Source organism: Pedobacter sp. GSP4 (assembly GCF_051857575.1).
Lineage (GTDB): Bacteria > Bacteroidota > Bacteroidia > Sphingobacteriales > Sphingobacteriaceae > Pedobacter.
In genome coordinates, this window is the sequence record NZ_JBPZIR010000013.1 from 66,187 (window position 1) to 87,113 (window position 20,927).

Here is a 20,927-nt window from a genome sequence, read left to right on the forward strand (position 1 = left end):
CATTTTTAAAAAGGAATTGAGCATTTTTGTTACTTATAACCTTTTAAATTGAATTTCGAATATTTTATAGCAGGGCGTATAGCCGTTAAATCTGAGCGTACTTTTTCAAAGCTTATCGTTCGCATTGCCATAGCGGGTGTAATGTTAAGTTTGGCGGTGATGATTCTTTCCATCGCCATTATTAAAGGTTTCAAAACGGAGATTCAGGATAAGGTACGTGGCTACCTGGGCGATGTGCAGGTTACCCGCTATGATTTAAATAATTCTTTTGAACATTCTCCTTTTGTACTGGATAAAGCAACCGTTAATACGCTTAAACAAAATCCGGACGTTGAATATTTTTATCCTTTTGCCACCAAACCGGCCATTCTTTCGGCCAATAACGAAATTGAAGGCATTAATTTTAAAGGAATAGATAAAAACTATAAATGGGATTACATTAAACAGCACATCATCAGTGGAACAATAATCGATTTTGCTGATAGCACTGCTGCTATGCAAGAGCTCTTAATTTCCAATTACACAGCAAACCGGTTAAAACTTAAAACAGGCGATGATTTTATCATGTATTTTGTACAGAACCAGTTGCGGCCTCGCAAATTTAAGATTGTTGGTATTTACGATATCGGCGTTGAGGATATAGATAAAGGTTTTGTACTGGGCAACCTCAATATTATAAAACGCTTAAACAACTGGCAGCCCGATGAAATTGGTGGGATAGAGATCAGGATTAAAGATTTTAGCAAGCTTAAGCCTATTGCAGAGGGCATTTACGAAAAACTTCCCCGCAATTTGCGCTCTTATTCCATTGAAGAAAATTTCCCCAATATTTTTACCTGGTTAGGTTTGCTTGATGTAAACACGAAAGTGCTGTTGATTTTAATGCTTATTGTTGGTGTAATTAATATGGTTACCGCATTATTGATTATGATTTTAGAACGGACCAATATGATCGGCATGCTTAAATCATTCGGGGCAAGCAATTGGAGCATTATGAAAATATTTTTGTACAATGCGGCTTACCTTATCGGCATTGGTTTACTCTTGGGGAATATTTTAGGCCTTGGACTTGGATTTTTTCAACAGGCCACCCATATTTTTAAGCTTAACCAGGCTTCTTATTTTTTGGCATATGCGCCAATAGAGTTTCATTTTATCGATGTACTGCTGCTAAATATAGTAACGGTGGTGGTGTGTTTAACGGTACTGATTATTCCTTCGGTTTTGATCAGCAATGTTTCGCCATTAAAAGCAATCAGGTTTAAATAAAAAAACTTGGGTCATCGAACCAGATCGTATCCGATGCCCAAGCCAACCTTCAACCTAAATTTTTGTTAACTGTACCTTTGCAGTTTTTGTGTTTTCTTTTTGCAGTCCCTGTGGGTATGGCAACACATCAATAAGTTTTAATGAGTAACGGGCACCGTTTATAGTAACATCCGCGGTATTGCCAAGTGCGCCACATTCGCCTTGGCATAAAGTAATATCTTGAACGGTATTGTTGCTGGTAATGCTGAAATATGCTTTTGCCTCACCCATCCTTATGCAATTTGCATTTATGGGGCATCGGCTATCGCTTATCGTTGTTAGTTTTAAGGTAGAAGTGCCGATATATTTGGAAGTATTAACCGCAAATTCGTAATCAACTGTATTGCTTTCCATTTTCTTTTTGCAGCCCATTGCGCATAAGCTAAGAACTGTGTAAAGGATAAATAATTTTTTCATTGTATTGAGAGGTTAATCGGTTTTTTGTAAAATGTATTTGTAATCCAGATATGCATAAGAAGTGCTTGGCGAAAGATCAGTTTTGGTGTTAAACTTTTTGGTCAGGGTTAGATCGGTTGCGTTGCTTTGAATTTCGTATTCTCCATTTAAGATCAGGTTCCAGTCAAAATCGGCTGTCCATACATTTTCATCGGCAAAATGAGCAGTGCCATTTTTAAAGCTATAGCTACCTGAGCCTCCTGATGGTTTTAGGCTGGTATTGCCAGTTGGCGTAATATTAAACCGGCCATTTTTTAAGCTAATGGTAATGGGATAGGTTGATGGAACAGCTTTGGCACTATTGGTAACCACCAATACCCCTGTATAGTTTCCATCAATCAATCTATCAACATTTGTAGGTTTCTTGCACCCAAAAAATAGGAGCATAACAAATACCAGCAGGTATATTTTAGCTTTCATGCTCCTTAAACGGAGTTGAAAAAAGAAACGCTACAGTTTAAACAGAAATCCAATCAATACCCTGCGTAGCATGGATAAATTCGGTACGCGGTGTTAAATTTAAATAGGGGTAGGTAACTTTAGAAAGGTACAGGCCCGTTGGGTGGGCCGGATCTAACGTTTTGGGCGTTTTGAGGTTGATCAACAGGTTTTCAAATTCAGCTATACTTAGTTCTCCCTTGCCAACTTTTAAAATTTTGCCCATTAAAATCCTGATCATTTTACTCAAAAAACGGTTACTGGCAATGTGGAAACGGATTCGGTCGCCTTTACCGTTTACAAATAAATCTGCCTCCATTACATTGCAAATGGTATGTTCGTATTTATTCGGCTGCGTGCAAAAGGCTCTGTAATCTTTATATTTTGGCAAAAGATTTACCGCTGCTTTCATTTGGTGCAGATCGAGGTTGGGTTCTAGGTAAAAAGAACTCTGGTTACTCAAAAAAGGATCTTTATAGGTATGGATAAAATAATCGTATCTGCGCTGAACGGCATCAAAACGGGCATGTGGTAACCCTTCCATTTTAATGATATCAAAAATGGCAATGTTTTGTGGCAAGGCCTTATTTAACCTGTAAAGCAGATCGAAATCAAATTCAGTTTCAATATCGGCATGGAAAAAAAACTGACTGGCGTGTACGTGCGCATCCGTTCTTCCGCAACCGATTATGGCAATAGGAAATTTAAAAATCTGGTGAAGCGCCTTTTCAATAACATCTTGCACGCTAATGGCACCTGGCTGTTTTTGCCAGCCATTATAATGCTGACCTTGATAGGCAATATGGAAGAAATATCTCATTATTTTCGGCTGCAATTTTACACAAATTTTAGCATCAGGAATATTAAATTCATATTTGCCGTATAAATAATCTGTATGAATTTAACGAACTGCCCCTGCGGAAGTGGTTTGCAGTACCAAAACTGCTGCGGGCCCTACCACTTAAAACAACATGCAGCACCAACTGCCGAGGCTTTAATGCGTTCGCGTTACTCGGCTTTTGTGGTTTTAAATGCAGATTACCTGGTGGATACCACACATTTCAGTAAAAGAAAAGGAAATTCGAAAGAAGCTTACCTTAAAAGTGCAAAAAATACCAAATGGATGAAGTTGGAGATTTTGTACTCTGGTTTTAATGTAGTAGAGTTTAAGGCTTATTATCTGAATAAAAAATTACAGATTGAGGTATTGCACGAAAAATCCAATTTTAAGTTAGTTGATGGTAAATGGTATTATGTGGATGGAGAATTTTATCTATAGTAAAAAGTCATTTACATTGTCGGGTGTAACAGAATCGCAAATTTAATATGAAATTTGCGATTGTATTCGCAAAATTTATATAAAAATTGCGAATTTACTCCTTTTGGCTATAATTTCTTAGCCTCATTCCAATACACATCCATTTCGGCAAGCGTCATATCGGCAAGCGCCTTCCCGCTTTCTTTTGCTTTAGTTTCGAGATACTGAAAACGTTTTATAAATTTTTTATTGGTTTTTTCCAGGGCGTTCTCTGGATTGATATTGATAAAGCGGGCATAATTGATCAACGAGAAAAGTACATCTCCAAATTCCGACTCGGCCTTTTCAATGTCGATAGCGGTATTATCGGCTACATTAAATTCGGTTTTAAACTCCTGCAGTTCTTCTTCTACTTTTTCCCAAACCTGGTTTTTATCCTCCCAGTCAAACCCTACACCGCGTGCTTTCTCCTGAATCCTCGAAGCCTTTACCAATGCAGGCAATGAACCTGGAACGCCTGCTAAAACGGATTTGTTCCCTTCTTTCAGTTTTATCTGTTCCCAGTTGCGTTTAACATCTTCTTCATTCTGTACCTCAACATCGCCGTAAATATGCGGATGGCGGTTAACCAGCTTGTCGCAAACACCATTTAAAACATCTGTAATATCGAAATCATTGGTTTCTGATGCGATGCGGGCATAAAAGACCAGGTGCATCATTACATCGCCCAGTTCCTTTTTAACCTCGGCTAAATCGCCTTCTAAAATCGCATCGCTCAGCTCATAAGTTTCTTCAATGGTTAAGTGGCGCAAGGTTTCCATGGTCTGTTTTTTATCCCATGGGCATTGCGTACGTAAGGTGTCTAAAACAATAAGTAAGCGTGTAAAAGCATCTGCTGGGCTATTAGCGCTGGCAGGAATTGGATTGTTGGGCATGTTGGTATAATAAATTATCGAACGCTAAAGTACCAAACCCAAGCCATTAAGAAAAATTGAAAGGGAATTCTGAACCATAAATATTTTGGTCCTGGGCCCGGTTGATATAAGTTTTCGTAATTAATGCGGTGTTTTGCAGCATAAATATTTGCTGGCAATAGGCATATCAAGAAAACAATTAACACTATGCCGGTAAAATAGCGGGTGTAAACAATGGTTAAGCCTATGGCGAATAAGATTTCGAGCACGCCGGTCAATACTATTATTTCTACTTTTTTGGGGATGAAAAGAGGTATCATTGCGGCCATACTGGTTTTAAATTTAAAATGCCCAATGGCTGTAAAAAGCAGCATTACGCTCATGGCCATGTTGCCTGCAAAAATATTTCCTTTATCAAACTGGGTATGGCCACCAAATGCAAGTAATGCGATATAAACAATCAGTAAAACAAATAAGGGTTTCATTGTTTAAAATAAGCTTGTATCAGGTAATAATATTGAAAGCTATTAATATGGTTGCAATAAACAGTACAACCAATCCTGAAAGGAAAATAAAATCGGCAGTTTTTTCCAGGCGTTGGCTTACGCTGTTTCCTTTCCGCATAGAAATGAAGGATAAAATACAGCTGGTCATAAAAAACATTACCGCCGCCACGGCAAATTCATCAATGAGCGAGCCATCAGTAAGGTTCAGCTTTTTTAAAGAAGTGAGTACAATAAAGCATATGCCGAGCAAATTGGCCGAGGTACTTAAAATATGTGGCGAGCGGTTTTCGGCCATTAGTCTTTTTCTTCGAGTTTAATTCTTTTAGTGATCCGGTAAACACGCTTTTTCTTTTCGGGTTTATGCTCTTCGCCCATTAAAATGCCCCAAGGCTTCAGGGTATCAACCCTATCGAAGATTATTTTAAGCATAGCCAGGTATGGGATACACAAAAACATACCCGAAATACCCCAGATCATTTCGCCAACAACGATACCGATAAAGGCAAAAAGTGCATTGATTTTAACTTTTGAGCCCACCACCAGAGGCATTAAAATGTTGCCATCGATGGCATGAACGCCCACAAAAGCGACCAGCACAAGTAAAACCTTACCTGCGCCTGCAGTTGCAAAAGTGATTAAACAGCTGATCAGTAGGGCAAAGAATATCCCTAAATAAGGAACCACATTAAAAATACCGGCTACCAAGCCCAGTAAAACGGCGTATTTAACCCCCAGTAAACTTAATACAGCAATCATTAAAACGGTAACGATCAACATCTGTAAGAAAAGGCCAATAATGTACTTTTTAATGATATATTGAATCTGGCCGACAATTTCGGTTACTTTTTCCTTATGTTCTTCTTTAAAAACAGAAGTTAAAAAAGTAAACAATATCCTTCTGTAGTTCAGGATAAAAAAGGTGAACAAAAGTGTAAAGCCCAAGAACAATAGGGTAGAAGATAAAGTAGCCAATGTGGTGGCCACTATGGCTGCACTGGTGGCCAGTGCTTTCTCTGTACTATCATTTAAATAAGCAAGTTGTTTTTCTGAGTTTACGTGGAAGGTTTTCGAAATCCAGTGCTGCAGTTCGTGATAAGAAACATTGGCTTTTTCTTTTAACAAAGGCCAATCGGCCCATAAATCGCTTAGCTGATTGCCAAAAAAGTAAATAATGCCCCCAATTACGGCAATCATTAACACCACCGATAACAGGGTAGATAAACTTCTTTTGAACTTAAACCTCTGTTCTAAAAAATTGGCAACAGGCAGCAATAAAATACCCATTAAAAACGAAAATAGAAGAGGGGCCAGCAACGATTGCCCCAAAATAGCAATGTAGGTTAAACTGATTAAACAGAACAGAACAAGTGCTAGTTTTGGCAGAAAAGATAATTTGTCTTTCATAAAAAGTTTAAAATCCTGTTTAATACAAAATGCCTGATGAATTGTTTCGATCAGGCATTTAAATATAATAGATTATTCGCTTAATAAATGCTTGCCTTATCTAAAAGTGAAATATCTTCGGCATCGAGTTTTAAATTTGCGGCTTCGGTAAAGGATTTTAACTGACTTAAATCGGTAACACTGGCAATTGGTGCGGTAACCGATGGATGATAAATTAACCAGGCCAAAGCTACCGATGCCTGTTCTACTTGGTGTTTATCTGCAACCTGATCTAATGCTTTTAGGATGTTGAAACCACGTTCGTTAAGGTATTTCTTAATCCCGCCGCCGCGTTTACTTTTATTTAGATCGCTTTCACTGCGGTATTTTCCGCTTAAGAAACCGCTTGCCAGCGAATAGTAGGTAACCACTCCCAAATTATGTTCGAGACAGATTTTTTCGTGTTCGGCCTCAAACCCTTCACGGTCGTACAGGTTGTAGCCCGGCTGATAGACTTCGTAGCGCGGTAAGTTATGTTCGTTTGAGAAGATAAGTGATTCTTTTAAGCGGTTGGCAGAGAAATTTGAGGCCCCGATCCAGCGTACTTTACCATCTTTGATCAAACTTTCGTATGCACTTAAGGTTTCTTCAACGGGTGTTTGTTCATCATCGTAATGCGAAAAATACAGGTCAATGTAGTCGGTTTGCAAACGGCTTAAAGAGTGTTCTACTTCGTTGATGATATAATCTTTTTTAAGCGATTTGCCCTGGCCCATATCCGAGCCCACTTTGGTTGCAATAACCACATCGTGCCGTTTGTTGTGTTTTTTTAACCAGTTGCCTATTATGGTTTCCGATTCTCCGCCTTTATTTTCAGGTACCCAGCGCGAATACACATCAGCGGTGTCGATAAAATTAAAACCGGCCGCTATAAAATGGTCTAAAATGTCGAACGATTTTTGCTGGTCGATGGTCCAGCCAAAAACATTTCCTCCAAATACAATGGGCGCTATATTTAAATCTGATTTACCTAATATTCTTTTTTCCATGATATGAATGTTAATGGTATTTTAACAAATCTATTGGCCGGTAGTTTTTTTCGGAAGTCGAAATTGTGTCAAAATGATGTGATGATGTGAGTTGGATCGTTGATCTTATCATTCCATCCTCTCTCATCCATTTTCCATCTCACATCCCTTTTACTGCTCTTAGCATTTCTCTTTTTCCTGGTGCACCTGGTAATTTTTCGATGCTAAATCCATTGGCTTTTACGGCTCTTTTTAGTTTTCCGGTAATGGCATAGGTTACAAAAGTGCCTCCATCTTTTAAGAAACTGCAGGCGTGGGCAATAATTTCATCGCTCCACATTTCGGGCTGGTGCTGAACAGAAAAGGCATCGTAATAAATAAGATCGAATTTTTTGTCTGTATGGAAAGCCTCTAATGTGTTATGGGGTATTTCGAGCTGGCCAATTTGTGGGAGCGGTTGTGCAGCAAGCAATGCCTGATCGTAATTGTCCATAAAAGTATTCCAAACATTTTCTGGTACATATTCACTGTAGCCCGTTTGCTCGATGAGGTCTTTCGTTAAGGGAAAGGCTTCAATACTGGTATAATCGAGTTTTATGTTATTTTCTATGCAGTAGGCTAGGCTTAAAATAAAATTCAGTCCCGTGCCGAAACCAATTTCCAAAATAGCGATCTCAGATTTTCCGCTCGAAGCAAATTTCAATCCCGCATCAATAAAAACATGCTTACTTTCTTGCAACGCACCATGTTTGCTATGATAATGTTCGCCAATGGTTTCATTGTAAAGCGTGTTGGAGCCATCGGCTGTTTGGGTAATTACGTTCATAGTTCAGGATTTATTAATTTCAGGATAATGGTGTAAATATAGGCACAGGATTGATATGATTTCTGGATAAATCAGAAAGGCAGTAGTGTAGTACGGCCAATTTACTTTTCTCTTTAATGTTTTGTTGTTAGCTTTGAAATATGGATATCGAATCGTTTAGAGAATATTGCCTGGCTTTACCGGGTACAACAGAAGGCATGAAATGGGGGCATTTGTGCTTTATGATTGAAGAAAAAATGTATTTTATCATTGCGATTGATGAGGATAACAGCTTCTCTATCAAATGCGACCCTGAGGAGTTTGATGCTTTAACGGCAAGAGACGGCATACAGCAGGCACACCACATGGCCAAACGCCAATGGATACGCGTTGATAACCTCGAAGTTTTTAATGATACAGAGCTTAAAAAGAGGGTAGCAGCATCAAGGGCAATGGTTTTGGCCAAACTGCCAAAAAAAACTCAGGCCAAATATGCTTAATCTGACCTGAGTTTAATTTTTTGCTTTACGGCTGGGGTTGTTGATGAGTTCATTTTACATCTTGCACCTCACATTTTCCAGCTCTTTTATTGCTGTTCGTTTTTCGGTTCTTCTTTTTTTGTTTCCCCTGCTGCTTTCAGTTCTTTCGATTTCATGATATTAAATTTGTACATCTCTTCAATGCCTACCAATTTTCTGGTACATTTTTCAATATCTGTTCCTTCTTCCCATAAATACGGACGGAAACTATAGGTTTTACTACCATCTAAATTGGCAATAAACTGGTTCCATGTGCTCCAGCGTAAACCTTTGTAAAATTTAGACAGATCACTGTCAAAACAGAATACCAAAAACTCGCCATAGCCTGCACCAAGTGGCTGCCAGGTTAAACTGTTTGGTTCAAGGTAATACACGTTTTTGATATCTGGCCCGAGGCCGCCATAATTAATGGCAAAAAAGCCGCCCACTGCATCATCGGCTATCAGGAGGTAGGGCAGGTTATCACCATATTCTTTTATGGTTTTCCCTTTGTTCCATTCGGATACGGAACGTGGCAGGCGTTCGCTACCTGAACCTAAAATTCTGATCCAGCCGTTATCAACCATTATGCCGCCGGTATTGTAAATTACCGAGCCCAGTGTAGAGTAGGTAGAAATCTGCGTATTGTAAAGCACTTCTTTCGCTTTTGCGGTATCAAGCGGAAGAGTTTCGACCTTATTTTTAGCCGAATCGACCCATTTTTTTACCAGGGGCCATGCCGGATCTTTTTTGTTGATCAATTCTTCGGCACTAAATAGTTTATTTTGTGCCATACCGGTTAACGAAAGAAAGGTTAAGCCAATAATAGAAAGAGTTTTAATCGCGCTTTTCATGTAGTGGATGCTAATGTTTTTCCAAAGATAGAATGATAATTAAGAATTGCTGAAAGTAGTTGGCTGATTTTTTGATTGTTTTGGACACGGATTAGCGTGGCGGCTAGAAATGTCAGATGGTAACATAGATGGTTGGCATCACACCAATAAAAACAAAGCGTCCCGATTAATCTCGGGACGCTTGCAATATAGGGATGATATCAATATGTTTTAAAGCTCGAAAGGAAATCTTTCTAACTCAAAATTACCACATTCTGATTCTATCTTCTGGTTTTTTATAAAGCTTATCACCAGGTTTAACATCAAAAGCCGTGTACCAGGCATCCATATTTACCGGTGCACCAATGGTACGGTACGGGCCAGGTGAATGTGGATCGGTTTTAATTAACTGCGCAGCACTTTCTGGTAAAATATTGCCTCTCCATACTTGTGCCCAAGCCAGAAAGAAACGTTGATCTGGTGTAAAACCATCAATTTTTTCATTGCTTTGGCCTTGTTTAGTCATTTTAAAAGCAGTATAGGCCGCATTTAAGCCTCCTAAATCGCCAATGTTTTCACCCATGGTTAATTTACCGATTACATGAACGGTATCTAACACGGTATATGCATCAAACTGCTCGCCCAAAGCTTTGGTTTTGGCATCAAATTTAGCCTTGTCTTCTGCGGTCCACCAGTTTTTTAAATTTCCTGTCGCATCATATTGACTGCCGCTATCATCGAAACCGTGACTCATTTCGTGACCAATTACCGCACCAATTCCACCATAATTCAACGCATCATCAGCATTTGGATCAAAAAACGGGAACTGTAAAATTCCGGCAGGGAAAGTAATTTCGTTCATGGTTGGGCTGTATGAGGCGTTTACCGTTGGCGGTGTCATGCCAAAGCGGTTACGGTCAACAGGTTTACCCAATCTGTTTACGTTTTCATTATAAGCCCAAACACTTGCATTACGCAGGTTTTGAAAATAGGTATTTCTGTTTATTTCCAATCCGGTATAAGTTTCCCATTTGGTGGTATAGCCAACTTTCGGTTTAAAGGCAGCTAGTTTTTCCAGGGCTTTTTTCTTGGTTTCATCGCTCATCCATTCTAATCCTTTTATTCTGATTTCGAATGCTTTACGCAAGTTAACAATCATGGCGTCCATACGTGCTTTTGCCTCAGGCTTAAAGTATTTGGCCACATAAAGCTGACCCAATAATTCGCCAATTGTGCCATCGGTTAATGATGACATGCGCTGCCAGCGTGGTGTTTGCACTTTTTGGCCTGTTTGTGCCTGTGTAAATGCAAAGTTTGCCTTCACAAAAGGAGAGCTTAGGCTTGATGCCGAACCTTTTAAAATGTTCCATTCCAAATAGGTTTTCCAATCGGCTACAGGAACCGATTTTAACAGCCCATCTACACTTGCCAAAAATTTAGGCGATGAAACCAATAGAGTATCCTGGCCTTTAATTTTGAATTTAGGTAAATAAGTTGCCCAGTTAATATCGGGGGTTTTCTTATTTAAATCGGCAACGGTAAGTTTATTGTAGGTTGCATAAGGATCGCGCATTTCCAGTCTGCTCATTTGAGCTTCTGCAAACTGTTTTTCAATTTTAAATACCGTTGCTGCTTTCTGCTTGGCTTCTTCGGGGCTGCTTCCTGTTAAACTAAACAAGGTAACCATGTAGGTATTGTAAGCATCGCGGATTTTAACACTGCGGGTATCATCTTTTAAATAATAATCGCGATCTGGTAAGGTAGTGCCACCCTGACCAATATTAACCATGTATTTATTAACGTTTTTACGGTCTTGGCCTACACCAACGCCAAACATTGCGCCACCCAGGCCATTTACACGCATATAAGCTACCTGATCTAAAACGCCCTGAATATCCTTAATCTGTTTAATTTTTTCTAAATCGGCTTTAATTGGGGTGTAGCCTAATTTTTCAATCGTTACCGAATCCATTGCGGCGGCAAAAAAATCGCCAACCCTGCGTTTAACTGATCCGGTAGGCGCAGATTTATCAGCTGCAGCATCTTCAACAAGCGTTTTTACGGCATTGATGTTAAAATCGCGAAGTTCGTTAAAAGAACCCCAGCGTGTTTCTTTGGCGGGAACGGGATTGTTTTTTATCCAGGTACCACTTGCGTATTGGTAAAAATCATCGCCAGGCTTAACAGATAAATCCATATTGGCCGGATCGATAAATTTTCGGGTGGTTTGTGCATTTGCAGAAAAGCCAGCAGCGACTATACCCAGTGCCGCAAAATATCTTTTCAAATTTTGGTATTTCATTCGCTTAATAAGTTAGTTTATAATGCGAAATTTATGAAATACTAATCAATACTATGGCAATATATTAGAAATATTACTTGTTAAACCAGTAGTAAATTTTAGCTAAACCCAAACGCCTAATGAGCTCGGATGCTGAAAATGAAATTTTAATCGATTTCATGATTTTGAACTTTTTATACTGTATTAACATTTTTTAACACTATTTATTGTGTTCTTGTAAAAATAATTGCTATTAAGAATGATTCGGGATAAACCATTTTATTTTCCATAAATTTGATTTTTAGGTTGTGATACCTTAACGCAACGCAATCCGAAAAGACGTTAAAACATAGACGTTTAGCATAAGATAATAATGAGCCACACACACGATAAAGAAGACAGTTGTTGCAGTAGTAAAGCACATTCCGAAGCCCAACATCATCACGGTCATGATCATTCGCACGGTGAAGATGATGCGCACGACCACGATCATGGTGGAGATCCATCTGCATTTCAAACTTATTTGCCTGCCATTGTAACACTGGTTATGCTCCTGATCGGAATTGCCTTCGATCAACTTTTTAAAGTTCATGCTTTTCAGATAATTAGACCATACTGGTATATTTTGGCTTATCTGCCTGTGGGTATCCCGGTTTTAAGAGAAGTTTGGGGAACTTTTAAAGCCAAAGATTTTTTTACAGAATTTTCTCTGATGTCAATCGCTACGATTGGTGCTTTTGCCATTGGCGAATACCCGGAGGGGGTAACGGTAATGCTTTTTTATACCATTGGCGAACTGTTCCAGATGGCTGCGGTAAACCGTGCAAAAAGAAATATTTCGGCACTGCTTGATGTGCGGGCAGCTGTTGCACATGTTTTAAGAAACGGTAAATACGAAACCACAGATCCTGAAAAGGTAGAGATCGAAGAAATTATCCAGATAAAAGCAGGCGAAAAAGTTCCTTTGGATGGCGTGCTGCAATCGGAAAAAAGTAGTTTTAACACCGCTGCATTAACCGGCGAAAGCAAACCGAAAACTTTTTACACAGGTGAAACTGTTTTGGCCGGGATGTTAAATTTAGATCAGGTTATCGAAGTAAAGGTAAGTAAGGCCTTTGCCGATAGTGCATTGTCGCGCATATTGAAAATGGTTCAGAATGCAACTGCCCGTAAAGCTAAAACGGAGCTTTTTATCCGCAAGTTTGCAAAGGTTTACACACCGATTGTGTTTTTTCTGGCGCTTGCACTGGTTACCATCCCGGTTTTAATATTGGGCAGCGAATATCATTTTCAAACCTGGCTGTACCGTTCGTTGGTTTTTCTGGTTATTTCCTGTCCATGCGCTTTGGTTATTTCTATTCCGTTAGGTTATTTTGGTGGTATAGGCGCCGCATCGGCAAATGGCATATTGTTTAAAGGATCTAATTTTTTAGATTTAATTACCAAACTCAATACGGTTGTAATGGACAAAACCGGAACCCTGACCAAAGGTGTTTTCAAGGTGCAAAAAGTAGCCAGTAAGATTGATGAAACGCAATTTATGCAATTACTGACAGCAGTTGAGGCTAAATCGACACACCCAATTGCCAAAGCCATAGTAGCGCATGCCGGTAAACTAGAAATCCACCCAGCAGAAAATATAACCGAAATTCCTGGAATGGGTTTGAAAGGAATGGTTAAGGGCAAAGAAATCTTGGCTGGAAATGTAAAGCTATTAGCAAAATTTAATATTGATTTTGACCGGGAAATTGCAACTATTGAAGAAAGTATTGTTGTGTTGGCTGTTGATAAAATATATGCTGGTTATGTTTTGATTGCGGATGAAATCAAGGAAGATGCCGCAGAAGCCGTTAAGCAGTTGCATAAAAGTGGCATCGGGCAGGTGGTAATGCTAAGCGGCGATAAAACCTCAATAGTTAAAAAAGTGGCTACTACGTTGGGTATCGATTCTTATTTTGGTGATTTATTGCCTGAAGATAAGGTGGCCAAACTGGAAGAAATTAAAAAAGACAAAGACCGTGTAGTGGCTTTTGTTGGCGATGGGATAAATGATACCCCTGTTTTAGCCATTAGTGATATTGGTATTGCGATGGGGGCGATGGGAAGTGATGCCGCAATTGAAACCGCTGATGTGGTTATTCAAACAGATCAGCCTTCAAAAATTGCAACAGCCATTAAAATCGGTAAGGCTACTAAAAATGTGGTGCTGCAGAATATTATACTCGCCTTTGCTGTAAAGGCCCTGGTGCTGATCTTAGGAGCAGGTGGAGTGGCAACCATGTGGGAAGCCGTATTTGCAGATGTTGGTGTAGCTTTGCTGGCCATATTAAACGCAGTTAGAATTCAAAAAATGAAATTTTAAGTAAATCTCTTTGTTTTGTATTGCTATTAATTTTAGTATATTTGGTTGTGTCAAAAAAAACAGTTCCATATCCAATACTAGATGAAATAGATAAGCCTGTTAAGCAGTTCAACGAGCTTGATGTATCTTTAATCTATAGCTACGCAAGTTACCTAAATTGGCTTTTTCCTGAAAGGGTAGAGTTGGTAAAGGGCAAGGTTTTTAAAATGAGCCCGGCACCATCAAGGGTACACCAGGTTATTGCACGGAATATTTCAAATGCTTTAATTAACTATCTTAAACGCAAGCCATGCGAGGTTTATTTTGCTCCTTTTGATGTCCGTTTTCCGAAAGGAAGCAAGGCCGACAAAGATGTTTACACTGTATTGCAGCCAGATATCTGCGTTATCTGTGATAAAAGTAAATTGGATGCCCGTGGTTGTATTGGCGCACCTGATATTGTTGTCGAAATTTTATCGCCGGGCAATACCAAAATGGAACTGCTCCATAAATATAAGGTTTACGAAGAATTTGGGGTTAAAGAATATTGGGTGGTTAGCCAAAGCGATCAGAGTATTTTAATCTACACTTTAAATGATGAGGGCAAATTCCAGCCTTCCAAAATATTTACATTGAGCGAAAAAATAACATCTTCTGTATTACCGGGTTTTGAGTTGGCTTTGGATGATGTTTTCGAAGAAATTAAATAATTTATCATTTTCATTACTAAACAAATTAGTATATTTGGGTGATGTCAAAAAAAACGTTTCCATATCCAATATTAGATGAAATAGATGAGCCTGTTAAGCAGTTCAACGAGCTTGATGTATCTTTAATCTATAGCTACGCAAGTTACCTAAACTGGCTTTTCCCAGAAAGGGTAGAATTGGTTAAGGGCAAGGTTTTCAAAATGAGTCCGGCGCCATCAAGGGTACACCAGGAAATTGCAGGCAACATATTTCTTAAATTGGGTAATTTTTTAGACGGTAAATCCTGCAAGGTATATTCTGCTCCATTTGATGTGCGTTTTCCAAAAGGAAGCAAGGCCGACAAAGATGTTTATACCGTACTACAGCCAGATATCTGCGTGATTTGTGATAAAAACAAGTTAGACGCCCGTGGCTGTATCGGCGCACCTGATGTTGTTGTCGAAATTTTATCGCCGGGCAATACCAAAATGGAATTGCTGCATAAATATAAAGTTTACGAAGAATTTGGAGTTAAAGAATATTGGGTGGTTAGCCAAAGCGACCAAAGTATTTTAATCTATACCTTAAATGATGAGGGCAAATTCCAGCCTTCCAAAATATTTACACTTAGTGAGAAAATCCATTCATCTGTATTGCCGGGTTTTGAGTTGGCTTTGGATGATGTTTTCGAAGATATTAAATAACCTGTTACGTTTGCTAAACAAATCAGTATATTTCGGTAATGTCAAAAAAAACAGTTCCATATCCAATATTAGATGAAATAGATGAGCCTGTTAGGCAGTTCAACGAGCTTGATGTGTCGTTAACCTATAGCTACGCAAGTTACCTAAATTGGCTTTTTCCTGAAAGAGTGGAGCTAATTGCTGGCAAAATCTTTGAGATGAGCCCTGCTCCGTCTAGGGTACACCAAGAAGTATCCATAAACCTACTAAACCCATTAGTCAATTTTTTAAAAGGCAAGCCCTGTAAAGTTTATGCTGCTCCTTTTGATGTCCGTTTTCCAAAAGGAAGCAAGGCCAACAAAGATGTTTATACTGTACTACAGCCTGATATTTGCGTTATCTGTGATAAAAGTAAATTAGACGCCCGTGGCTGTATTGGCGCACCTGATATTGTTGTCGAAATTTTATCGCCGGGCAATACCAAAATGGAACTGCTGCATAAATATAAAGTTTACGAAGAATTTGGGGTTAAAGAATATTGGGTAGTTAGCCAAAGCGACCAAAGTATTTTAATCTACACCTTAAATGATGAGGGCAAATTCCAGCCTTCCAAAATATTTACACTGAGCGAAAAAGTAACTTCCGCTGTTCTGCCTGGTTTCGAACTGGTTTTAGATGATGTTTTTAACGATTTAGATTAATAAACTTCACCGATATTTTAGGTCAATTAGTAAATTTGATTTCATAAATGATTGCTCCTGAATTCTTCCGCCGCATCTTTTAGTGTTTTTCCTACATTTAGTTTAAACCAAGCCATAAAAGTTCGGTTATTTTTCCAATCTGCGCCAAAATGCGATTGAAAATAACGCCTAACATTTTGAGTGTTTTTGTAACTTTTGGTAATTACCGTCTCGTTATTTAACGGCTCCGAATGCCAATCAAATTTGACCATAAACTAATTTGGGTATTTTATATTGATTTTAAGTGTATTTGCTACAGGGTATTTAATCTTTCATAAGTCTTTCAGCTTTAGTCAGGCTCTGCTTTGGTCTTTCAGCTTAATTAGCTATTTTTGGGCTTTTAATATAATTCATGAGCATTTCCACCAAGTACAATCCTGCAGAAACAGAAGATAAATGGTATAGCTATTGGCTATCGAAAAAGTTTTTTCATTCAGAACCTGATGAGCGCGAGCCTTACACCATCGTAATTCCGCCGCCAAATGTTACGGGTGTGCTGCACATGGGGCATATGTTAAACAATACCATTCAGGATGTGCTGATCCGTAAAGCACGTATGCAGGGCAAAAATGCTTGCTGGGTACCCGGAACCGACCATGCTTCTATCGCTACCGAGGCAAAAGTTGTAGCCATGTTAAAAGAACAGGGCATCAACAAGAAAGACCTTTCGCGTGATGAGTTTATGAAATACGCCTGGGAGTGGAAGGAAAAATACGGCGGTATCATTTTAGAACAGCTTAAAAAGCTGGGTGCAAGCTGCGATTGGGACCGTACGCGTTTTACCATGGAAGAAGATCTTTCTGAAGCGGTAATCGATTCGTTTATCCATTTGTACAAAAAAGGGTGGATTTACCGTGGCATCCGGATGGTAAACTGGGACCCTGCGGGTAAAACTGCCGTTTCTGATGAAGAAGTTATCCGTAAAGAGGTAAATCAAAAACTTTATTATATTAAATACCACGTATCAGGTAATCAGAATCAAGATGAACCAGAATATTTAACTGTAGCTACAACGCGGCCGGAAACAATTATGGCCGATGCTGCAATCTGTATCAACCCGAACGATGAACGTTTTACGCACTTAAAAGGTAAAAAAGTTTTTGTGCCGCTTGTTAACCACGAAATTCCGGTTATTGAGGATGAATATGTTGATATTGAATTTGGTACGGGCTGTTTAAAGGTTACACCGGCACACGATTTAAATGATTATGAGCTTGGCGTAAAACACAATTTGCCAGTTACCGATATTTTAAATGATGATGGAACTTTAAACGAACTGGCGGTAATTTTAGTGGGCGAAGATAGGTTTGTAGCCCGTAAAAAAATTGCCAAAATGCTCGAAGAAGCTGGTCATTTGGATAAAGTTGAAGATTATAAATCGCAGGTTGGCTTTTCTGAACGTACCGATGCTGCCATTGAACCTAAACTTTCCATGCAATGGTTTGTGAAGATGAAAGAGATGGCACAGCCGGCTTTGGATGATGTGCTAAACGGCGATGTAAATCTGATTCCGAATAAATTCGAAAACACCTACCGCCATTGGATGGAAAATGTTCGCGATTGGAACATTTCGCGCCAGTTATGGTGGGGGCAAAGGATTCCGGCCTGGTATGATGATAAAGGGAACTGGGTGGTTGCCAAAACCAAAGATGAAGCCCTGGAAGAATTCTGGAAGAAAAAACATTTGGATGAAAACTGTTCAGATACAGAAAAATTAGGTTTCAAACACCAGTTAGAGCCGTTTTTAAGACAGGACGAGGATGTAATGGACACTTGGTTCTCCTCTTGGTTATGGCCAATTTCGGTTTTTGATGGTTTTAAAGATCCCAACAATAAGGATATTAATTATTACTACCCAACCAACGATCTGGTTACCGCACCAGAGATTTTGTTTTTCTGGGTTGCGCGTATGATTATGGCCGGACATGAGTTTATGGGCAAAAAGCCTTTTACGAATGTTTATTTAACCGGCATTGTACGTGATAAATTAGGCCGTAAAATGTCTAAATCGTTGGGTAACTCGCCCGATCCGATTGGCCTGATTGAAAAATACGGTGCAGATGCGGTTCGCGTGGGGATGCTGATGTCATCGCCTGCTGGTAATGATTTGATGTTTGATGAGAGCTACTGTGAACAGGGCCGTAATTTTGCATCGAAAATATGGAATGCCTTCCGTTTGGTGAAAGGCTGGGAGGTTGATGAAAACCTGATCAATCCAAACACACAGGCCATATCGTGGTTCGAAAACCGCTTTAACGAAGCTTTGGTAGAAATTGAAGACAACTTTAAACAATACCGTTTATCGGAAGCCTTAATGACAACCTACAAACTGGTTTGGGACGATTTCTGTGCCTGGTACCTGGAAATGGTTAAGCCAGCTTATCAGCAGCCAATTGATGCTGAAAGTTACCAGGCAACCATAGGCTTCTTCGAAAATATTATTAAGCTATTGCACCCAAATATGCCTTTCCTAACAGAAGAGCTGTGGCACGATGATCTGTTTGTCGAGCGTGGCGAAATGGATTGCTGTATTGTGGCAGAATTTCCTAAAGGCGGTGCAATTGATGAGCAGTTGTTAAAAGATGCTGAGGTAATTAAAACTGTTGTAGCCGAAATCAGGAATGTGCGCAATCAAAAGCAGATTTCACCGAAAGAAGCACTGCCTTTAAGTTTAAAGGTAAATTCGGATATCGATTACGAAAAATGGTTAAATATAGTGTTCAAATTGGCCAACGTATCAGAGGCCGAAATTGTGAATGATAAAATTGTTGGCGCAACGGCTTTTATGGCCGGTAAAGACGAATTCTTTATTCCTTTAACCGAAAATATTGATGTAGAGGCAGAACGTACGCGCTTAAATGCAGATCTGGTTTACCTCCAGGGATTTTTGAAATCGGTTGATGCGAAGCTGAGCAATGAACGTTTTGTTCAGAATGCTAAACCAGAAATTATCGCCAACGAGCGCAATAAAAAGGCTGATGCTGAAGCAAAAATCAAGATTATTGAAGAAAGTTTAGCAATTTTAGGCGAATAATCATCTCACAGGCCTATAAGTTTTAAAACCTAAAGGTCTTTAGGCCTCTCATTAAAAGCCCTTCAGAAAACAAATTCTGAAGGGCTTTTCTGTTGCATATAATTGATAAATGCATTATTTCAATCGTTTTCCTAAAATTTTTTATTAAAATAAATACCATTTAAAAATGCTCCAAATCATTTGCTGGTTTTAAATTTGGCAAGAATAATCGAAATAATAGGCTTAAGGTTTCAAAAAAATTACTCATTGGGTGGTGGTTATTAACTATTTAAAATACTATTTTAGGTCGGTAAATTTAATTACTGCAATATATTATCAATCTAACCTAATATCCTGAAATGGAAAATTCCAGAAGAAAATTTATTAAACAATCTGCAATATTTGCTGCAGCAACCTATGCGGGTACCATGGGGATGAGCGCAAAAAGTTATGGCCGCATTATCGGCGCTAACGATCGGGTAAGAGTAGGCGTTGTTGGCTTTTCCGACCGCTTTAGAGAAACACTTTTGCCTTGCTTTTTAAACCACAATAAAGAACTGAACTTTGATATTGTAGGCCTTTCTGATTTATGGAATTACCGCAGGGATTTAGGGATAGCCCATTTAAAAGAAAAATTCGGTCACGATATTAAAGCCTGCCGCAACAATGATGAGCTCTATGCCACCAAAGATCTGGATGCGGTAATTATCAGTACAGCTGATTTTCAGCATGCTTTACACACCATAGAAGCCGTTAAGGCCAATTGTGATGCTTATGTAGAGAAACCTTTTGCCGAAACCATGGACGATGCCAAAGCTGCCTTTAAGGCCGTAAAAGCAAGTAAACAGATTGTACAGATCGGCTCTCAGCGCCGCAGCGGAGAAAACTACACCAATGCTGCAAAATACATCCAGGAAGGTAAATTTGGTCCCATAACAGCTGTTGATCTGGTGTGGAATGTAAACCAGCCAGGCAGATGGCGCAGGCCTGACCTGGTGGCTAAACTAAAAGAAGAAGATATTGACTGGAAACGCTTTTTGCTCAATCGCCCGGTTGAAGCTTTCGATCCAAGGAAATATTTGGAATATAGGCTGTTCTGGCCATATTCGTCGGGTATGCCAGGGCAATGGATGTCGCACCAAATCGATACCGTACACTGGTTTACCAATTTGAAACATCCACGGAGCGTTGTGGCAAACGGCGGAATTTACACTTGGAAAGATGGCCGTAGGAATTGGGATTCGATGGTTGCTGTATTCGATTACGGCCAGCCCGATACAACAGATGGTTTTCAGGTTACTTTTACTTCGAGGATGCAAAATAGTGTTGGAGATGTTGGCGAGGTGTATTATTCCAACGGTGGAGAATTGAATTTAATTACCAACAAAGTATCGCCTAAAGGTGGCTTGAAAGAAAGAGAGGCAGCAGCCATGGGCATGAAAGCCAATCTTTTACCTGAATTCGATTTAAGTAAAACCGAGATCAAAACGGCTACTGGCGCCAGTATGGGTGGCGATGCGCTTACTTCTGGCCACATGCGGAACTGGATGGAATGTGTACGCAGCCGTAAAACACCAAACGCACCTGTTGAAGCAGGTTATTCGCATTCAATTGCCAATATTATGACCAATGCAGCTGTAAGAACGGGAGCAAAAGCAGTTTTCGACGAAAGCAGGCAAGAAGTAATTGCAAACGGAAAAGTATTTAAATATTAATATAGCCTAGAAATACAA

General features: G+C 39.4%; 21 protein-coding genes. 9 read left to right on the forward strand and 12 right to left on the reverse strand.

The features are described 5' to 3' along the window. The first annotated feature begins 48 nt into the window (after positions 1-48). Positions 49-1,269: an ABC transporter permease gene (locus ACS5PU_RS23515; protein ID WP_439461601.1), complete on the forward strand. Its 1,221-nt coding sequence runs from the start codon at positions 49-51 to the stop codon at positions 1,267-1,269. 54 nt (positions 1,270-1,323) lie between these two features. Here ACS5PU_RS23515 and ACS5PU_RS23520 read toward each other — a convergent pair whose 3' ends face one another. The 3 genes from ACS5PU_RS23520 to ACS5PU_RS23530 are packed head-to-tail and all read right to left on the reverse strand — an operon-like array spanning position 1,324 to position 3,022. Beyond that, complete coding sequence (locus ACS5PU_RS23520) at positions 1,324-1,725, reverse strand: hypothetical protein (RefSeq protein ID WP_439461602.1); 402 nt, start codon at positions 1,723-1,725, stop codon at positions 1,324-1,326. 12 nt (positions 1,726-1,737) lie between these two features. Then, positions 1,738-2,184 carry a hypothetical protein gene (locus tag ACS5PU_RS23525; RefSeq protein ID WP_439461603.1) on the reverse strand — a complete coding sequence of 149 codons (447 nt, stop codon included), beginning with the start codon at positions 2,182-2,184 and terminating at the stop codon, positions 1,738-1,740. Between the two features lie 37 nt (positions 2,185-2,221). Beyond that, a complete protein-coding gene (locus tag ACS5PU_RS23530; RefSeq protein WP_439461604.1) occupies positions 2,222-3,022 on the reverse strand; it encodes a tRNA pseudouridine synthase A in 801 nt (266 codons plus the stop codon). Positions 3,023-3,097: 75 nt separating this feature from the next. Here ACS5PU_RS23530 and ACS5PU_RS23535 point away from each other — a divergent pair, with 75 nt between their 5' ends. Then, complete coding sequence (locus tag ACS5PU_RS23535; protein WP_439461605.1) at positions 3,098-3,481, forward strand: YchJ family protein; 384 nt, start codon at positions 3,098-3,100, stop codon at positions 3,479-3,481. A gap of 107 nt (positions 3,482-3,588) precedes the next feature. Here the strand turns inward: ACS5PU_RS23535 and mazG are convergent, their stop codons facing one another. The 6 genes from mazG to mnmD form a co-directional block, all read right to left on the reverse strand. Beyond that, on the reverse strand, positions 3,589-4,395 hold the full coding sequence (gene mazG / locus ACS5PU_RS23540; protein ID WP_439461606.1) for a nucleoside triphosphate pyrophosphohydrolase: 807 nt from the start codon (positions 4,393-4,395) through the stop codon (positions 3,589-3,591). Between the two features lie 14 nt (positions 4,396-4,409). Continuing rightward, positions 4,410-4,859, reverse strand: a complete 450-nt coding sequence (locus tag ACS5PU_RS23545; protein ID WP_439461607.1) for a DoxX family protein — start codon at positions 4,857-4,859, stop codon at positions 4,410-4,412. Positions 4,860-4,878: 19 nt separating this feature from the next. Then, complete coding sequence (locus ACS5PU_RS23550) at positions 4,879-5,175, reverse strand: hypothetical protein (RefSeq protein ID WP_439461608.1); 297 nt, start codon at positions 5,173-5,175, stop codon at positions 4,879-4,881. Further along, complete coding sequence (locus ACS5PU_RS23555; RefSeq protein WP_439461609.1) at positions 5,175-6,284, reverse strand: AI-2E family transporter; 1,110 nt, start codon at positions 6,282-6,284, stop codon at positions 5,175-5,177. Before ACS5PU_RS23555 ends, ACS5PU_RS23550 begins: the two co-directional genes overlap by 1 nt. A gap of 80 nt (positions 6,285-6,364) precedes the next feature. After that, on the reverse strand, positions 6,365-7,312 hold the full coding sequence (locus ACS5PU_RS23560) for an aldo/keto reductase (RefSeq protein WP_439461610.1): 948 nt from the start codon (positions 7,310-7,312) through the stop codon (positions 6,365-6,367). Between the two features lie 139 nt (positions 7,313-7,451). Beyond that, positions 7,452-8,117, reverse strand: a complete 666-nt coding sequence (gene mnmD / locus ACS5PU_RS23565; protein ID WP_439461611.1) for a tRNA (5-methylaminomethyl-2-thiouridine)(34)-methyltransferase MnmD — start codon at positions 8,115-8,117, stop codon at positions 7,452-7,454. 140 nt (positions 8,118-8,257) lie between these two features. On the opposite strand from mnmD, the gene ACS5PU_RS23570 reads away from it, so the two are divergent. After that, positions 8,258-8,596, forward strand: a complete 339-nt coding sequence (locus ACS5PU_RS23570; protein WP_439461612.1) for an MmcQ/YjbR family DNA-binding protein — start codon at positions 8,258-8,260, stop codon at positions 8,594-8,596. 86 nt (positions 8,597-8,682) lie between these two features. On the opposite strand, the gene ACS5PU_RS23575 is transcribed toward ACS5PU_RS23570, so the two are convergent. Further along, entirely contained in the window at positions 8,683-9,468 is a 786-nt protein-coding gene (locus ACS5PU_RS23575; protein WP_439461613.1) for a DUF2625 family protein, read from the reverse strand. Positions 9,469-9,712: 244 nt separating this feature from the next. After that, on the reverse strand, positions 9,713-11,749 hold the full coding sequence (locus tag ACS5PU_RS23580) for a M13 family metallopeptidase (protein WP_439461614.1): 2,037 nt from the start codon (positions 11,747-11,749) through the stop codon (positions 9,713-9,715). Between the two features lie 352 nt (positions 11,750-12,101). Here ACS5PU_RS23580 and ACS5PU_RS23585 point away from each other — a divergent pair, with 352 nt between their 5' ends. Genes ACS5PU_RS23585 through ACS5PU_RS23600 form a run of 4 tightly spaced genes read left to right on the forward strand, consistent with a single transcriptional unit; the run spans position 12,102 to position 16,142 of the window. Continuing rightward, positions 12,102-14,090, forward strand: a complete 1,989-nt coding sequence (locus tag ACS5PU_RS23585; protein ID WP_439461615.1) for a heavy metal translocating P-type ATPase — start codon at positions 12,102-12,104, stop codon at positions 14,088-14,090. A 47-nt stretch (positions 14,091-14,137) separates the two neighbouring features. Continuing rightward, a complete protein-coding gene (locus ACS5PU_RS23590) occupies positions 14,138-14,779 on the forward strand; it encodes a Uma2 family endonuclease (RefSeq protein ID WP_439461616.1) in 642 nt (213 codons plus the stop codon). Positions 14,780-14,820: 41 nt separating this feature from the next. After that, a complete protein-coding gene (locus tag ACS5PU_RS23595; RefSeq protein ID WP_439461617.1) occupies positions 14,821-15,462 on the forward strand; it encodes a Uma2 family endonuclease in 642 nt (213 codons plus the stop codon). 38 nt (positions 15,463-15,500) lie between these two features. Continuing rightward, complete coding sequence (locus ACS5PU_RS23600) at positions 15,501-16,142, forward strand: Uma2 family endonuclease (protein WP_439461618.1); 642 nt, start codon at positions 15,501-15,503, stop codon at positions 16,140-16,142. Between the two features lie 41 nt (positions 16,143-16,183). On the opposite strand, the gene ACS5PU_RS23605 is transcribed toward ACS5PU_RS23600, so the two are convergent. Continuing rightward, positions 16,184-16,393, reverse strand: a complete 210-nt coding sequence (locus ACS5PU_RS23605; protein ID WP_439461619.1) for a DUF6434 domain-containing protein — start codon at positions 16,391-16,393, stop codon at positions 16,184-16,186. Between the two features lie 140 nt (positions 16,394-16,533). On the opposite strand from ACS5PU_RS23605, the gene ACS5PU_RS23610 reads away from it, so the two are divergent. Together ACS5PU_RS23610 and ACS5PU_RS23615 are read left to right on the forward strand one after the other, a co-directional pair. Further along, a complete protein-coding gene (locus ACS5PU_RS23610) occupies positions 16,534-19,215 on the forward strand; it encodes a valine--tRNA ligase (protein WP_439461620.1) in 2,682 nt (893 codons plus the stop codon). Between the two features lie 338 nt (positions 19,216-19,553). Beyond that, positions 19,554-20,909 (forward strand): Gfo/Idh/MocA family protein, encoded by a 1,356-nt coding sequence (locus tag ACS5PU_RS23615; RefSeq protein ID WP_439461621.1) that lies wholly within the window; start codon positions 19,554-19,556, stop codon positions 20,907-20,909. The last annotated feature ends 18 nt before the right edge of the window (positions 20,910-20,927 follow it).

Bases quoted from the DNA above. Each gene is read 5' to 3' on its own strand.
- ACS5PU_RS23610 (WP_439461620.1), top strand. From the start codon at position 16,534: ATGAGCATTTCCACCAAGTACAATCCTGCAGAAACAGAAGATAAATGG.
- ACS5PU_RS23560 (WP_439461610.1), bottom strand. From the start codon at position 7,312: ATGGAAAAAAGAATATTAGGTAAATCAGATTTAAATATAGCGCCCATT.
- ACS5PU_RS23545 (WP_439461607.1), bottom strand. From the start codon at position 4,859: ATGAAACCCTTATTTGTTTTACTGATTGTTTATATCGCATTACTTGCA.
- ACS5PU_RS23570 (WP_439461612.1), top strand. From the start codon at position 8,258: ATGGATATCGAATCGTTTAGAGAATATTGCCTGGCTTTACCGGGTACA.
- ACS5PU_RS23615 (WP_439461621.1), top strand. From the start codon at position 19,554: ATGGAAAATTCCAGAAGAAAATTTATTAAACAATCTGCAATATTTGCT.
- ACS5PU_RS23575 (WP_439461613.1), bottom strand. From the start codon at position 9,468: ATGAAAAGCGCGATTAAAACTCTTTCTATTATTGGCTTAACCTTTCTT.
- ACS5PU_RS23555 (WP_439461609.1), bottom strand. From the start codon at position 6,284: ATGAAAGACAAATTATCTTTTCTGCCAAAACTAGCACTTGTTCTGTTC.
- ACS5PU_RS23580 (WP_439461614.1), bottom strand. From the start codon at position 11,749: ATGAAATACCAAAATTTGAAAAGATATTTTGCGGCACTGGGTATAGTC.
- mazG (WP_439461606.1), bottom strand. From the start codon at position 4,395: ATGCCCAACAATCCAATTCCTGCCAGCGCTAATAGCCCAGCAGATGCT.
- ACS5PU_RS23585 (WP_439461615.1), top strand. From the start codon at position 12,102: ATGAGCCACACACACGATAAAGAAGACAGTTGTTGCAGTAGTAAAGCA.
- mnmD (WP_439461611.1), bottom strand. From the start codon at position 8,117: ATGAACGTAATTACCCAAACAGCCGATGGCTCCAACACGCTTTACAAT.
- ACS5PU_RS23605 (WP_439461619.1), bottom strand. From the start codon at position 16,393: ATGGTCAAATTTGATTGGCATTCGGAGCCGTTAAATAACGAGACGGTA.
- ACS5PU_RS23530 (WP_439461604.1), bottom strand. From the start codon at position 3,022: ATGAGATATTTCTTCCATATTGCCTATCAAGGTCAGCATTATAATGGC.
- ACS5PU_RS23520 (WP_439461602.1), bottom strand. From the start codon at position 1,725: ATGAAAAAATTATTTATCCTTTACACAGTTCTTAGCTTATGCGCAATG.
- ACS5PU_RS23600 (WP_439461618.1), top strand. From the start codon at position 15,501: ATGTCAAAAAAAACAGTTCCATATCCAATATTAGATGAAATAGATGAG.
- ACS5PU_RS23535 (WP_439461605.1), top strand. From the start codon at position 3,098: ATGAATTTAACGAACTGCCCCTGCGGAAGTGGTTTGCAGTACCAAAAC.
- ACS5PU_RS23525 (WP_439461603.1), bottom strand. From the start codon at position 2,184: ATGAAAGCTAAAATATACCTGCTGGTATTTGTTATGCTCCTATTTTTT.
- ACS5PU_RS23595 (WP_439461617.1), top strand. From the start codon at position 14,821: ATGTCAAAAAAAACGTTTCCATATCCAATATTAGATGAAATAGATGAG.
- ACS5PU_RS23550 (WP_439461608.1), bottom strand. From the start codon at position 5,175: ATGGCCGAAAACCGCTCGCCACATATTTTAAGTACCTCGGCCAATTTG.